Consider the following 12,387-nt stretch of genomic DNA (forward strand, 5'->3'; position numbering starts at 1 on the left):
TGCGGTGCGATCACCGCAGCGGGCATCGCTGATTCGTCACTTATTCTTGCGCCGGCAAATCACGCAAGCTGTTGACTCGCTTGAGATTTTTGCTTTATGATGCCGGGTTCCGATTCTCGGGAGGTAAACACGCGTGCCGACGTCATGCGCCGGCGGGTGGAGTGTTCTTCCAGGTTTCGGATAGCCACAGGCATGCCGGCGTCGCTTTGCCCGTCGTCAGTGTGCCGGTTTTTGTCATTTTCAGGAATACACAATGCCAACCATCAATCAATTGGTTCGCAAAGGCCGTGAGTCGGAAACGACCAAGAGCAAGAGCCCGGCCCTGCAGAACTGCCCCCAGCGTCGCGGCGTGTGCACCCGTGTGTACACGACGACGCCGAAGAAGCCGAACTCGGCACTCCGTAAGGTCGCCAAGGTTCGTCTGACGAACGGCTTCGAAGTGATTTCGTACATCGGCGGTGAAGGCCACAACCTGCAGGAACACTCGGTTGTGCTGATCCGCGGCGGCCGTGTGAAGGATTTGCCGGGTGTGCGTTACCACATGGTTCGCGGCTCGCTGGATACGCAGGGCGTGAAGGACCGTAAGCAAGCGCGCTCGAAGTACGGCGCGAAGCGTGCGAAGGCTGCGAAGTAAGCAGACTCCGAATGGTGATCGCCGTCAGGCGGTTAATGCGGTGGTGCCGGATAGCCGGTGCTGTCGAGTAAGTGGTCACCCGGCCAAGCTGGTTAGTCGAACGAGATGAATCGGGTTTGTTGGTGGCCGCGGAGCTGGTCTCAGCTCCAACTGAAAAGTTAAAGGAAGAAACATGCCGCGTCGTCGCGAAGTCCCCAAGCGGGAAGTGTTGCCGGATCCGAAGTACGGCAACGTTGATGTTGCAAAATTCATGAACATGCTGATGCTGTCCGGCAAGAAGTCGGTCGCTGAACGCATCGTTTATGGCGCTTTCGAACAGATCCAGACCAAGGGTGGCAAGGACCCGCTGGAAGTGTTCACTGTCGCGCTGAACAACGTGAAGCCGGTGGTCGAAGTGAAGAGCCGTCGCGTTGGTGGTGCGAACTATCAGGTTCCGGTCGAAGTGCGCCCGTCGCGTCGTATGGCATTGGCGATGCGCTGGCTGCGTGAGGCCGCGAAGAAGCGTAGCGAGAAGTCGATGGCCCTGCGCCTGGCTGGTGAACTCTCCGAAGCGGCCGAAGGCCGTGGCGGCGCGATGAAGAAGCGCGACGAAGTTCACCGGATGGCAGAAGCCAACCGCGCGTTCTCGCACTTCCGCTTCTAAGCGAAAGCGCGAATCAAGCGGTAAAAATCCGGGCGGGTGCGCTTTTTCGAGCGCCTCGCCCGTTTGTGTTGAGGCGTGACGCGGCTTTGCGTCGCGTTAACCCATAGAGGATCAAAGTGGCTCGCAAGACTCCTATCGAGCGCTACCGCAACATCGGTATTAGCGCCCACATCGACGCCGGCAAGACGACGACGACCGAGCGCATTCTGTTTTATACCGGCGTGAACCACAAGATCGGTGAAGTTCACGACGGCGCCGCCACGATGGACTGGATGGAGCAGGAACAGGAGCGTGGCATCACGATCACCTCCGCTGCCACCACCGCCTTCTGGAAGGGCATGGGCGGCAACTATCCGGAACACCGCATCAACATCATCGATACCCCGGGCCACGTCGACTTCACGATCGAAGTGGAGCGCTCGATGCGCGTGCTCGACGGCGCGTGCATGGTGTACTGCGCCGTGGGCGGCGTGCAGCCGCAGTCGGAAACCGTCTGGCGCCAGGCCAACAAGTACAAGGTCCCGCGTCTGGCCTTCGTCAACAAGATGGACCGCACCGGCGCGAACTTCTTCAAGGTCTACGACCAGCTCCGTCTGCGCCTGAAGGCGAACCCGGTGCCGGTGGTGGTGCCGATCGGCTCGGAAGAAAACTTCAAGGGCGTGGTCGACCTGCTGAAGATGAAGGCGATCGTTTGGGACGAGGCCTCGCAAGGCACGAAGTTCGACTACGTCGACATCCCGGCCGAGCTCGCCGATACCTGCCAGGAATGGCGTGAAAAGATGGTCGAAGCGGCTGCCGAAGCCAGCGAAGACCTGATGAACAAGTACCTGGAAGAAGGCGATCTGCCGGAAGCCGACATCGTCAAGGCGCTGCGTGATCGTACGATCGCCTGCGAAATCCAGCCGATGCTGTGCGGTACCGCGTTCAAGAACAAGGGCGTGCAGCGCATGCTCGACGCCGTGATCGATTTCCTGCCGTCGCCGGTCGACATCCCGCCGGTCAAGGGCGAGCTGGAAAGCGGCGAATCGGCCGAGCGCAAGGCTTCCGACGAAGAGAAGTTCTCGTCGCTGGCGTTCAAGATCATGACCGACCCGTTCGTCGGCCAGTTGATCTTCTTCCGCGTGTACTCGGGCGTCGTCAATTCGGGCGACACGCTGCTGAACTCGACCAAGGGCAAGAAGGAACGCCTGGGCCGGATCCTGCAGATGCACGCGAACCAGCGCGAGGAAATCAAGGAAGTCCGTGCCGGCGACATCGCCGCGGCGGTCGGCCTGAAGGAAGCGACCACCGGCGACACGCTGTGCGACCCGCAGCACCCGATCGTCCTGGAACGCATGGTGTTCCCGGAGCCGGTGATCTCGCAGGCCGTCGAGCCGAAGACCAAGGCCGACCAGGAAAAGATGGGCCTGGCGCTGAACCGCCTGGCTCAGGAAGATCCGTCGTTCCGCGTCCAGACGGACGAGGAATCGGGCCAGACCATCATTTCGGGCATGGGCGAGCTCCACCTCGAAATCTTGGTCGACCGGATGAAGCGTGAGTTCGGCGTCGAGGCAACCGTCGGCAAGCCGCAGGTTGCCTATCGCGAAACGATCCGTTCGACGGCGAAGGATGTCGACGGCAAGTTCGTCAAGCAGTCGGGTGGTCGCGGCCAGTACGGCCATGCGGTCATCACGCTCGAGCCGAACGAGCAGGGCAAGGGCTACGAGTTCCTGGACGAGATCAAGGGCGGTGTGATTCCTCGCGAATACATCCCGGCGGTCGACAAGGGCATCCAGGACACGCTGAAGGCGGGCGTGCTGGCGGGCTTCCCGGTGGTCGACGTGAAGGTGCACCTGACCTTCGGTTCGTACCACGACGTGGACTCGAACGAAAACGCGTTCCGCATGGCCGGTTCGATGGCGTTCAAGGAAGCAATGCGCCGCGCCAGCCCGGTGGTGCTCGAGCCGATGATGGCAGTCGAAGTCGAAACGCCGGAAGACTACATGGGCAACGTGATGGGCGACCTGTCGGGCCGTCGCGGTATCGTCCAGGGCATGGAAGACATGGTTGGCGGCGGCAAGATCGTTCGCGCCGAAGTGCCGCTGTCGGAAATGTTCGGCTACTCGACCTCGCTGCGTTCGCTCACGCAAGGTCGCGCGACCTACACGATGGAGTTCAAGCACTACTCGGAAGCTCCGCGTAACGTCGCCGAAGCGATCATCAGCGCCAAGTCGAAGTAAATCGTCTCCATCCAACATTCATTTTTGAAAGAAGAGAATCATGGCAAAAGAGAAGTTCGAACGGACCAAGCCGCACGTCAACGTCGGTACGATCGGTCACGTTGACCACGGCAAGACGACGCTGACGGCAGCCATCGCAACGGTTCTGTCGTCGAAGTTCGGCGGCGAAGCGAAGAAGTACGACGAAATCGATGCGGCGCCGGAAGAAAAGGCGCGTGGTATCACGATCAACACCGCGCACATCGAGTACGAAACGGCGAACCGCCACTACGCACACGTCGATTGCCCGGGCCACGCCGACTACGTGAAGAACATGATCACGGGTGCCGCGCAGATGGACGGCGCGATCCTGGTGTGCTCGGCCGCCGACGGCCCGATGCCGCAAACGCGTGAGCACATCCTGCTGGCGCGTCAGGTTGGCGTTCCGTACATCATCGTGTTCCTGAACAAGTGCGACATGGTGGACGACGCTGAACTGCTCGAGCTGGTCGAGATGGAAGTTCGCGAACTCCTGTCGAAGTACGACTTCCCGGGCGACGACACGCCGATCATCAAGGGTTCGGCGAAGCTGGCGCTGGAAGGCGACAAGGGCGAGCTGGGCGAGACGGCGATCATGAGCCTGGCCGACGCGCTGGACACGTACATCCCGACGCCGGAGCGCGCGGTCGACGGTACGTTCCTGATGCCGGTGGAAGACGTGTTCTCGATCTCGGGTCGCGGCACGGTGGTGACGGGTCGTGTCGAGCGTGGCATCGTGAAGGTCGGCGAGGAAATCGAAATCGTCGGCATCAAGGACACGCAGAAGACGACCTGCACGGGCGTGGAAATGTTCCGCAAGCTGCTGGACCAAGGTCAGGCTGGCGACAACGTGGGTATCCTGCTGCGCGGCACGAAGCGTGAAGACGTGGAGCGTGGCCAGGTTCTGGCCAAGCCGGGTTCGATCAAGCCGCACACGCACTTCACGGCTGAAGTGTACGTGCTGAGCAAGGACGAAGGCGGCCGCCACACGCCGTTCTTCAACAACTACCGTCCGCAGTTCTACTTCCGTACGACGGACGTGACGGGCTCGATCGAGCTGCCGAAGGACAAGGAAATGGTCATGCCGGGCGACAACGTGTCGATCACGGTGAAGCTGATCGCTCCGATCGCGATGGAAGAAGGTCTGCGCTTCGCGATCCGCGAAGGCGGCCGTACCGTCGGCGCCGGCGTCGTCGCCAAGATCCTCGACTAAACTCGAGTATCGCTGCCGGGCCGCAGCTGGTGTATCATCTGCGGCTCAGCGCCCGGGAGCGGGCGCCTGGTCTCCCCAGGCGCCCGCTCCCACGTTCTTTTATTGATCCGGCGATGCAATATCGCCTCGCTCTTTTCAAGGAATTGTCATGCAAAAGCAAAAAATCCGCATTCGCCTGAAGGCTTTCGACTATCGCCTGATCGACCAGTCGGCCGCCGAGATCGTCGACACGGCGAAGCGGACGGGTGCAATCGTCCGTGGCCCGGTGCCGCTGCCGACCCGCATCCAGCGCTTCGACATCCTGCGTTCGCCGCACGTCAACAAGACCTCGCGTGACCAGCTCGAAATCCGCACCCACCAGCGCCTGATGGACATCGTCGATCCGACCGACAAGACGGTCGACGCGCTGATGAAGCTCGATCTGCCGGCTGGCGTGGACGTCGAAATCAAGCTGCAGTAAGGCTCGTGGCGGATCCGGCCCCGGCTGGAAACGCTAAGTCTTTGATTGCTTGCGGAAAACGTAAAGCCTCGCTATAATGCAAGGCTTTTCGCGTATTTGCGTAAAAACCGACGCGCCTGCTCTTGCGGCAAGCGCGCCGTTTTGTAAATTAGCCCCGACCAATCGCAGTCGGGAATGGAGAAAACGATGAGCCTTGGACTCGTAGGTCGCAAGGTTGGCATGACCCGTATTTTCACGGCTGAAGGGGATTCGATTCCCGTCACCGTGCTGGACGTGTCGGACAACCGCGTGACGCAGATCAAGACTGTTGAAACCGACGGCTACACGGCCGTGCAGGTTGCATTTGGCTCCCGTCGCGCATCGCGCGTGACGAAGCCGTTGGCAGGTCATCTCGCCAAAGCCGGCGTCGAAGCCGGTGAAGTTCTCAAGGAATTCCGCATCGATGCGGCCAAGGCAGCCGAGCTGTCGAATGGCGCCATCGTCGGTCCCGATCTCTTCGAAGTAGGCCAGAAGGTCGACGTGCAAGGCGTGTCGATCGGTAAGGGCTATGCCGGTACGATCAAGCGTTACAACTTCAGCTCGGGCCGCGCAACGCACGGTAACTCGCGCTCGCACAACGTGCCGGGCTCGATCGGTATGGCGCAGGATCCGGGTCGTGTGTTCCCGGGCAAGCGCATGACCGGTCACATGGGTGACGTGACGGTTACGGTTCAGAACCTCGAAATCGCGCGTATCGACGCAGAGCGCAAGCTGCTGCTCGTGAAGGGCGCAATTCCGGGCGCGAAGGGCGGCAAGGTCTTCGTGACGCCGGCCGTCAAGACCAAGGGGGCGAAATAATGGAACTCAAGCTCCTGAATGAAAATGGTCAGGAAGGTGCGTCGGTCAACGCGTCGGACGTCGTGTTCGGCCGTGACTACAACGAAGCGCTGATCCACCAGGTCGTCGTGGCTTACCAGGCGAACGCTCGCCAGGGTAACCGCGCGCAGAAGGATCGCGAACAAGTCAAGCACACGACCAAGAAGCCGTGGCGCCAGAAGGGTACGGGCCGCGCTCGTGCCGGTATGTCGTCGAGCCCGCTGTGGCGCGGCGGTGGCCGTATCTTCCCGAATTCGCCGGAAGAAAACTTCTCGCACAAGGTCAACAAGAAGATGCACCGCGCAGGTCTGCGCTCCATCTTCTCGCAGCTGGCCCGCGAAGGCCGTCTGTCGGTCGTCGAGCAACTGACGCTCGAAGCACCGAAGACCAAGCTGCTGGCCGAGAAGTTCAAGGCCATGGGCCTCGAATCCGTGCTCGTCATCACCGATACGGTCGATGAGAACCTGTACCTCGCGTCGCGCAACCTGCCGAATGTGGCGGTTGTCGAGCCGCGTTACGCCGACCCGCTGTCGCTGATCTACTTCAAGAAGATCCTGGTCACGAAGGCTGCGGTCGCCCAGATCGAGGAGTTGCTGTCATGAGCGAGATTCGCAAGAACGATCATCGTTTGATGCAGGTCCTGCTCGCGCCGGTGGTCTCCGAGAAGGCGACCCTGGTTGCCGACAAGAACGAGCAAGTCGTGTTCGAAGTCGCGCCGGATGCCACGAAGCAGGAAGTGAAGGCCGCTGTCGAGCTGCTGTTCAAGGTGGAAGTTGATTCCGTCAACGTGCTGGTCCAGAAGGGCAAGCAAAAGCGTTTCGGCCGCTCGATGGGCCGTCGCAAGGACGTGAAGAAGGCGTACGTCTGCCTGAAGCCCGGCCAGGAAATCAACTTTGAAGCGGAGGCCAAGTAATCATGGCAATCGTTAAAGTTAAGCCGACTTCGCCGGGTCGCCGCGCGATGGTCAAGGTGGTCAACAAGGATCTGCACAAGGGCAAGCCGTTCGCACCGCTGCTCGACACGCAGAGCACGACCGCCGGCCGTAACAACAACGGCCGCATCACCACGCGCCACAAGGGCGGTGGTCACAAGCAACACTACCGTGTCGTCGATTTCCGTCGCAACAAGGACGGCATCCCGGCAAAGGTCGAGCGTCTCGAGTACGACCCGAACCGGAGCGCGAACATCGCGCTGGTTCTGTACGCAGACGGCGAGCGTCGCTACATCATCGCGCCGAAGGGCGTGACGGTCGGCCAGCAGCTGCTGTCCGGTTCGGAAGCGCCGATCCGCGCGGGCAATGCCCTGCCGATCCGCAACATTCCGGTCGGTACGACGATCCACTGCATCGAGATGCTGCCGGGCAAGGGTGCGCAGATCGCGCGTTCGGCCGGTACCTCGGCCATGCTGTTGGCGCGCGAAGGCGTCTACGCACAGGTTCGTCTGCGTTCGGGCGAAATTCGCCGCGTGCACATCGAGTGCCGCGCGACGATCGGTGAAGTCGGCAACGAAGAGCACAGCCTGCGCCAGATCGGCAAGGCCGGTGCCAACCGCTGGCGCGGTATCCGCCCGACGGTTCGTGGCGTCGCGATGAACCCGATCGATCACCCGCACGGTGGTGGTGAAGGCAAGACCGCGGCAGGCCGCGATCCGGTGAGCCCGTGGGGCACGCCGGCGAAGGGCTTCCGTACGCGTCGCAACAAGCGCACGACGACGATGATCGTCCAGCGCCGTCACAAGCGTTAAGGAGTAGGCAATGGCACGTTCTGTTAAAAAAGGTCCGTTCTGCGACGCCCATTTGCTGAAGAAAGTTGAGGCGGCTGCAGCTTCGCGCGACAAGAAGCCGATCAAGACCTGGTCGCGTCGTTCGACGATCCTCCCGGACTTCATCGGTCTGACGATCGCCGTCCACAACGGCCGTCAACACGTTCCGGTGTACATCTCGGAAAACATGGTCGGCCACAAGCTTGGCGAGTTCGCACTGACCCGGACGTTCAAGGGTCACGCGGCCGACAAGAAGGCCAAGAAATAAGGGGCAATCAAGATGGAAGTGAAAGCAATTCATCGCGGTGCCCGCATCTCGGCGCAGAAGACGCGCCTGGTGGCTGACCAGATCCGCGGTTTGCCGGTCGACAAGGCGCTGAACGTCCTGACGTTCTCGCCGAAGAAGGCCGCCGGCATCGTGAAGAAGGTGGTGTTGTCGGCTATCGCGAATGCGGAGCACAACGAAGGCGCCGACATCGACGAGCTCAAGATCAAGAGCATCTACGTCGACAAGGCTGCCTCGCTCAAGCGCTTCACCGCGCGCGCCAAGGGCCGCGGCAACCGCATTGAGAAGCAATCCTGTCACATCACTGTGACGGTCGGGAATTAAGGGGTCACACGATGGGACAGAAAATTCATCCGACTGGCTTCCGTTTGGCCGTCAGCCGCAATTGGGCTTCGCGTTGGTACGCGAACAACAACAATTTCGCGGCGATGCTGCAGGAAGACATCGGCGTCCGTGAGTATCTGAAGAAGAAGCTGAAGAACGCTTCGGTCGGTCGCGTCGTCATCGAGCGCCCGGCGAAGAACGCACGGATCACGATTTACAGCTCGCGTCCGGGCGTCGTCATCGGCAAGAAGGGTGAGGACATCGAACTGCTGAAGACGGAACTGCAACGCCGCATGGGCGTGCCGGTTCACGTCAACATCGAAGAGATCCGCAAGCCGGAAACCGATGCTCAGCTGATCGCCGATTCGATCACGCAACAGCTCGAGCGCCGGATCATGTTCCGCCGCGCGATGAAGCGTGCGATGCAGAACGCCATGCGTCTGGGTGCGCAGGGCATCAAGATCATGAGCGCCGGTCGTCTGAACGGCATCGAAATCGCTCGTACCGAGTGGTATCGCGAAGGTCGCGTGCCCCTGCACACGCTGCGCGCCGACATCGATTACGCAACGTCGGAAGCCAAGACGACGTACGGCATCATCGGCGTCAAGGTGTGGGTGTACAAGGGCGACACGCTGGGCCGCAACGATGCGCCGGTGGTCGAGGAAGTGACGGAAGACAAGCGCCCGCGCCGCAATGCGCGTCCTGGCGATCGTCGTCCGCGCCGTGACGGTGAAGGCGGTGGTCCGGGTGCCCGTCGTGGCGCGCCGCGTCGCGCTGCAGGCAAGCCGGAAGACGGCAAGACTGGAGAATAACGATGCTGCAACCGAAACGCAGAAAGTATCGTAAGGAGCAGAAGGGTCGTAACACCGGTATCGCGACGCGGGGCAACGCCGTGTCGTTCGGTGAATTCGGCCTGAAGGCTATCGGTCGCGGCCGTCTGACCGCACGCCAGATCGAAGCGGCGCGTCGTGCCATGACGCGTCACATCAAGCGTGGCGGCCGGATCTGGATCCGTATCTTCCCGGACAAGCCGATTTCGCAGAAGCCGGCCGAAGTGCGGATGGGTAACGGTAAGGGTAACCCTGAGTACTACGTCGCCGAGATTCAGCCGGGCAAGATGCTGTACGAAATGGATGGCGTAACCGAAGAACTGGCACGCGAAGCGTTCCGTCTGGCAGCTGCCAAGCTGCCGCTCAAGACGGCATTCATCGTTCGTCAGCTCGGCGCCTAAGGAGAAAACATGAAGGCTTCCGAACTTCTCCAGAAAGATCAGGCCGCGCTCAACAAGGAGCTGTCGGACCTGTTGAAGGCGCAATTCGGCCTGCGCATGCAACTCGCGACCCAGCAGCTCACGAACACGAGCCAGCTGAAGAAGGTTCGTCGCGATATCGCTCGTGTGCGGACCGTCCTGACTCAGAAGGCGAACCAGAAATGAACGATAGCGTGAAAACCTCGCTCAAGCGGACGCTGGTCGGTCGTGTGGTCAGCAACAAGATGGACAAGACCGTCACGGTGCTGATCGAGAACCGCGTCAAGCATCCGATCTACGGCAAGTACGTCGTGCGCTCGAAGAAGTACCACGCACACGACGAAGCGAACACCTACAACGAGGGTGACCTCGTCGAAATCCAGGAAACGCGTCCTCTCTCGAAGACCAAGGCCTGGACGGTGTCGCGCCTGATCGAAGCAGCCCGCGTCATCTAAGCGGGAGGCCGAAAGGCCACAAGCAGTAGAAGTGCTTGAAATCGCAAAGTTTTTGCTTGCGTGGCCGGGATTATTTGTTATAATCCCGGTCTTCCCTCTTTATGGGAGCCCCGTCGCGGGCGAAGTCACGGTGGGGGAAGCGGGCTGGCGTTCTGTCGGCCCGATGATTCACCGATTTGCGATGGCGGGTTTCGTTTGCCATCGCTGCTGTTCAAACCCAAGCAGCCGCAGTTGGCTGACGGGACCAAGACTGACCGTATGTGCCATGGTGGCGCATCCGGATTAAGTTGGGAAAGATAAACCATGATCCAGACCGAATCTCGGCTTGAAGTGGCCGACAACACGGGTGCACGTGAAGTCATGTGCATCAAGGTGCTCGGCGGCTCGAAGCGTCGTTATGCCAGCATTGGCGACATCATCAAGGTGACCGTCAAGGAAGCAACGCCGCGCGGGCGCGTGAAGAAAGGCGAAATCTACAACGCCGTGGTGGTTCGTACCGCCAAGGGCGTGCGTCGTCAAGACGGTTCGCTGATCAAGTTCGACGGCAACGCCGCTGTGCTTTTGAACAACAAGCTCGAGCCGATCGGCACCCGTATTTTCGGGCCGGTCACGCGTGAGCTGCGTAGCGAACGATTCATGAAGATCGTTTCGCTGGCGCCGGAAGTGCTGTAAGGAGTCGCGATGAACAAGATTCGCAAGGGTGACGAAGTCATCGTCGTCACCGGCAAGGACAAGGGCAAGCGCGGCGTCGTGCTGGCCGTCGGCGCCGAACATGTGACCGTCGAAGGTATCAACCTCGTCAAGAAGCATGTGAAGCCGAACCCGATGAAGGGTACGACGGGTGGCGTGGAAGCGAAGACGATGCCGCTGCATATTTCGAACGTCGCACTGGTCGACGCGAACGGCAAGGCCTCGCGTGTCGGCATCAAGGTCGAGGAAGGCAAGAAGGTTCGCTTCCTGAAGACGACCGGCGCCGTGCTGGCCTGACGCGGAGTAGAAAAATGGCACGTTTTCAAGAGTTTTACAAAGAAACGGTAGTTCCCGGCCTGGTCGAGAAGTTCGGCTACAAGTCGATCATGGAAGTGCCGCGCATCACCAAGATCACCCTGAACATGGGCCTTGGCGAAGCCGTCGCTGACAAGAAGATCATCGAGAACGCCGTTGGCGATCTGACGAAGATCGCAGGTCAGAAGCCTGTCGTGACGAAGGCCCGCAAGGCAATCGCCGGCTTCAAGATCCGCCAGGGCTATCCGATCGGCGCGATGGTGACGCTGCGCGGCCGCGCGATGTATGAATTCCTCGATCGTTTCGTGACGGTCGCCCTGCCCCGCGTGCGCGATTTCCGCGGCGTGTCGGGTCGCGCGTTCGACGGCCGTGGCAACTACAACATCGGTGTGAAAGAGCAGATCATTTTCCCCGAAATCGATTACGACAAGATCGACGCGCTGCGTGGGCTGAACATCAGCATCACGACCACCGCGAAGACCGACGACGAAGCGAAGGCACTGCTCGCCAGCTTCAAGTTCCCGTTCAGAAACTGAGGTTACCGTGGCTAAACTGGCACTGATCGAACGTGAAAAGAAGCGTGCTCGCCTGGCAGAGAAGTACGCACCGAAGCGTGCGGCACTGAAGGCGATCATCGACGACGAGAGCAAGTCGGACGAAGAGCGCTACGCCGCCCGTCTCGAACTGCAACAACTGCCCCGCAACGCCAACCCGACCCGCAAGCGTAACCGCTGCGCGATCACGGGCCGTCCGCGTGGCACGTTCCGTAAATTCGGCCTCGCGCGTAACAAGATTCGTGAAATCGCTTTCCGCGGCGAGATTCCTGGCCTGACCAAGGCGAGCTGGTAATAGGAGAAACGTAAATGAGCATGAGTGATCCTATCGCCGATATGCTGACTCGCATCCGCAACGCGCAGATGGTCGAGAAGGTTTCGGTGGCAATGCCCTCGTCGAAGGTCAAGATCGCGATCGCCCAAGTCCTGAAGGACGAAGGCTACATCGACGATTTCGCAGTCAAGACCGAAGGCGCGAAGGCAGAACTGAACATTGCACTGAAGTACTATGCCGGCCGTCCGGTCATCGAACGCCTCGAGCGCGTGTCGAAGCCCGGCCTGCGCGTGTACCGCGGTCGCAATGACATCCCTCAGGTCATGAATGGCCTGGGTGTGGCAATCGTGTCGACGCCGAAGGGCGTGATGACCGACCGCAAGGCGCGCGCTACGGGCGTCGGCGGCGAAGTCATCTGCTACGTCGCTTAACCGAGG

The 12,387-nt window shown here is 60.7% G+C and carries 20 protein-coding genes; all 20 read left to right on the plus strand.

What is annotated here, in order from left to right; all coding sequences use genetic code 11:
- Positions 1 to 253: 253 nt before the first annotated feature.
- Positions 254 to 634, plus strand: a complete 381-nt coding sequence (rpsL, locus tag BM43_RS25160) for a 30S ribosomal protein S12 (RefSeq protein ID WP_012734353.1) — start codon at positions 254 to 256, stop codon at positions 632 to 634.
- 172 nt (positions 635 to 806) lie between these two features.
- Positions 807 to 1,277, plus strand: a complete 471-nt coding sequence (gene rpsG / locus BM43_RS25165; protein ID WP_004198359.1) for a 30S ribosomal protein S7 — start codon at positions 807 to 809, stop codon at positions 1,275 to 1,277.
- A gap of 116 nt (positions 1,278 to 1,393) precedes the next feature.
- Entirely contained in the window at positions 1,394 to 3,496 is a 2,103-nt protein-coding gene (gene fusA, locus BM43_RS25170) for an elongation factor G (RefSeq protein ID WP_013696367.1), read from the plus strand.
- Positions 3,497 to 3,536: 40 nt separating this feature from the next.
- Entirely contained in the window at positions 3,537 to 4,727 is a 1,191-nt protein-coding gene (tuf, locus tag BM43_RS25175) for an elongation factor Tu (protein ID WP_013696349.1), read from the plus strand.
- 148 nt (positions 4,728 to 4,875) lie between these two features.
- Positions 4,876 to 5,187: a 30S ribosomal protein S10 gene (rpsJ, locus tag BM43_RS25180; protein ID WP_012734355.1), complete on the plus strand. Its 312-nt coding sequence runs from the start codon at positions 4,876 to 4,878 to the stop codon at positions 5,185 to 5,187.
- Positions 5,188 to 5,373: 186 nt separating this feature from the next.
- Positions 5,374 to 6,024, plus strand: a complete 651-nt coding sequence (rplC, locus tag BM43_RS25185) for a 50S ribosomal protein L3 (RefSeq protein ID WP_013696368.1) — start codon at positions 5,374 to 5,376, stop codon at positions 6,022 to 6,024.
- Positions 6,024 to 6,644, plus strand: a complete 621-nt coding sequence (rplD, locus tag BM43_RS25190) for a 50S ribosomal protein L4 (protein WP_013696369.1) — start codon at positions 6,024 to 6,026, stop codon at positions 6,642 to 6,644. Before rplC ends, rplD begins: the two co-directional genes overlap by 1 nt.
- The gene (rplW, locus tag BM43_RS25195; protein ID WP_012734358.1) at positions 6,641 to 6,955 is read left to right on the plus strand and encodes a 50S ribosomal protein L23; all 315 of its coding nucleotides are present in this window, start codon (positions 6,641 to 6,643) and stop codon (positions 6,953 to 6,955) included. The genes rplD and rplW overlap by 4 nt, the downstream gene beginning before the upstream one ends.
- Before the next feature lie 2 nt (positions 6,956 to 6,957).
- A complete protein-coding gene (gene rplB / locus BM43_RS25200; protein ID WP_013696370.1) occupies positions 6,958 to 7,785 on the plus strand; it encodes a 50S ribosomal protein L2 in 828 nt (275 codons plus the stop codon).
- 10 nt (positions 7,786 to 7,795) lie between these two features.
- Positions 7,796 to 8,071 (plus strand): 30S ribosomal protein S19, encoded by a 276-nt coding sequence (rpsS, locus tag BM43_RS25205; RefSeq protein WP_004199273.1) that lies wholly within the window; start codon positions 7,796 to 7,798, stop codon positions 8,069 to 8,071.
- 12 nt (positions 8,072 to 8,083) lie between these two features.
- The gene (rplV, locus tag BM43_RS25210; protein WP_004199272.1) at positions 8,084 to 8,413 is read left to right on the plus strand and encodes a 50S ribosomal protein L22; all 330 of its coding nucleotides are present in this window, start codon (positions 8,084 to 8,086) and stop codon (positions 8,411 to 8,413) included.
- 11 nt (positions 8,414 to 8,424) lie between these two features.
- On the plus strand, positions 8,425 to 9,225 hold the full coding sequence (rpsC, locus tag BM43_RS25215; protein WP_012734360.1) for a 30S ribosomal protein S3: 801 nt from the start codon (positions 8,425 to 8,427) through the stop codon (positions 9,223 to 9,225).
- 2 nt (positions 9,226 to 9,227) lie between these two features.
- The gene (gene rplP / locus BM43_RS25220) at positions 9,228 to 9,644 is read left to right on the plus strand and encodes a 50S ribosomal protein L16 (protein ID WP_013696371.1); all 417 of its coding nucleotides are present in this window, start codon (positions 9,228 to 9,230) and stop codon (positions 9,642 to 9,644) included.
- A 9-nt stretch (positions 9,645 to 9,653) separates the two neighbouring features.
- Complete coding sequence (rpmC, locus tag BM43_RS25225; protein ID WP_004199856.1) at positions 9,654 to 9,848, plus strand: 50S ribosomal protein L29; 195 nt, start codon at positions 9,654 to 9,656, stop codon at positions 9,846 to 9,848.
- Entirely contained in the window at positions 9,845 to 10,117 is a 273-nt protein-coding gene (rpsQ, locus tag BM43_RS25230; RefSeq protein ID WP_012734362.1) for a 30S ribosomal protein S17, read from the plus strand. Before rpmC ends, rpsQ begins: the two co-directional genes overlap by 4 nt.
- A gap of 303 nt (positions 10,118 to 10,420) precedes the next feature.
- Positions 10,421 to 10,789 carry a 50S ribosomal protein L14 gene (gene rplN / locus BM43_RS25235; protein ID WP_013696372.1) on the plus strand — a complete coding sequence of 123 codons (369 nt, stop codon included), beginning with the start codon at positions 10,421 to 10,423 and terminating at the stop codon, positions 10,787 to 10,789.
- Positions 10,790 to 10,798: 9 nt separating this feature from the next.
- Positions 10,799 to 11,104: a 50S ribosomal protein L24 gene (gene rplX, locus BM43_RS25240; protein ID WP_013696373.1), complete on the plus strand. Its 306-nt coding sequence runs from the start codon at positions 10,799 to 10,801 to the stop codon at positions 11,102 to 11,104.
- A gap of 14 nt (positions 11,105 to 11,118) precedes the next feature.
- A complete protein-coding gene (rplE, locus tag BM43_RS25245) occupies positions 11,119 to 11,658 on the plus strand; it encodes a 50S ribosomal protein L5 (protein WP_013696374.1) in 540 nt (179 codons plus the stop codon).
- A 7-nt stretch (positions 11,659 to 11,665) separates the two neighbouring features.
- The gene (gene rpsN / locus BM43_RS25250; RefSeq protein WP_013696375.1) at positions 11,666 to 11,971 is read left to right on the plus strand and encodes a 30S ribosomal protein S14; all 306 of its coding nucleotides are present in this window, start codon (positions 11,666 to 11,668) and stop codon (positions 11,969 to 11,971) included.
- Positions 11,972 to 11,985: 14 nt separating this feature from the next.
- Positions 11,986 to 12,381, plus strand: a complete 396-nt coding sequence (gene rpsH, locus BM43_RS25255; protein ID WP_013696376.1) for a 30S ribosomal protein S8 — start codon at positions 11,986 to 11,988, stop codon at positions 12,379 to 12,381.
- The last annotated feature ends 6 nt before the right edge of the window (positions 12,382 to 12,387 follow it).

The organism is Burkholderia gladioli, from assembly GCF_000959725.1.
Taxonomy (GTDB): Bacteria; Pseudomonadota; Gammaproteobacteria; order Burkholderiales; family Burkholderiaceae; genus Burkholderia; species Burkholderia gladioli.

What these genes read in the sequence shown, in the direction of transcription:
- rplB (WP_013696370.1), top strand. Translation starts at nt 6,958, where the DNA reads ATGGCAATCGTTAAAGTTAAGCCGACTTCGCCGGGTCGCCGCGCGATG.
- rpsS (WP_004199273.1), top strand. Translation starts at nt 7,796, where the DNA reads ATGGCACGTTCTGTTAAAAAAGGTCCGTTCTGCGACGCCCATTTGCTG.
- rpmC (WP_004199856.1), top strand. Translation starts at nt 9,654, where the DNA reads ATGAAGGCTTCCGAACTTCTCCAGAAAGATCAGGCCGCGCTCAACAAG.
- rpsG (WP_004198359.1), top strand. Translation starts at nt 807, where the DNA reads ATGCCGCGTCGTCGCGAAGTCCCCAAGCGGGAAGTGTTGCCGGATCCG.
- rplC (WP_013696368.1), top strand. Translation starts at nt 5,374, where the DNA reads ATGAGCCTTGGACTCGTAGGTCGCAAGGTTGGCATGACCCGTATTTTC.
- rpsC (WP_012734360.1), top strand. Translation starts at nt 8,425, where the DNA reads ATGGGACAGAAAATTCATCCGACTGGCTTCCGTTTGGCCGTCAGCCGC.
- rplP (WP_013696371.1), top strand. Translation starts at nt 9,228, where the DNA reads ATGCTGCAACCGAAACGCAGAAAGTATCGTAAGGAGCAGAAGGGTCGT.
- rplW (WP_012734358.1), top strand. Translation starts at nt 6,641, where the DNA reads ATGAGCGAGATTCGCAAGAACGATCATCGTTTGATGCAGGTCCTGCTC.
- rpsH (WP_013696376.1), top strand. Translation starts at nt 11,986, where the DNA reads ATGAGCATGAGTGATCCTATCGCCGATATGCTGACTCGCATCCGCAAC.
- rplN (WP_013696372.1), top strand. Translation starts at nt 10,421, where the DNA reads ATGATCCAGACCGAATCTCGGCTTGAAGTGGCCGACAACACGGGTGCA.
- rplV (WP_004199272.1), top strand. Translation starts at nt 8,084, where the DNA reads ATGGAAGTGAAAGCAATTCATCGCGGTGCCCGCATCTCGGCGCAGAAG.
- rpsJ (WP_012734355.1), top strand. Translation starts at nt 4,876, where the DNA reads ATGCAAAAGCAAAAAATCCGCATTCGCCTGAAGGCTTTCGACTATCGC.
- rplX (WP_013696373.1), top strand. Translation starts at nt 10,799, where the DNA reads ATGAACAAGATTCGCAAGGGTGACGAAGTCATCGTCGTCACCGGCAAG.
- rpsL (WP_012734353.1), top strand. Translation starts at nt 254, where the DNA reads ATGCCAACCATCAATCAATTGGTTCGCAAAGGCCGTGAGTCGGAAACG.
- tuf (WP_013696349.1), top strand. Translation starts at nt 3,537, where the DNA reads ATGGCAAAAGAGAAGTTCGAACGGACCAAGCCGCACGTCAACGTCGGT.
- rpsQ (WP_012734362.1), top strand. Translation starts at nt 9,845, where the DNA reads ATGAACGATAGCGTGAAAACCTCGCTCAAGCGGACGCTGGTCGGTCGT.
- rplE (WP_013696374.1), top strand. Translation starts at nt 11,119, where the DNA reads ATGGCACGTTTTCAAGAGTTTTACAAAGAAACGGTAGTTCCCGGCCTG.
- rplD (WP_013696369.1), top strand. Translation starts at nt 6,024, where the DNA reads ATGGAACTCAAGCTCCTGAATGAAAATGGTCAGGAAGGTGCGTCGGTC.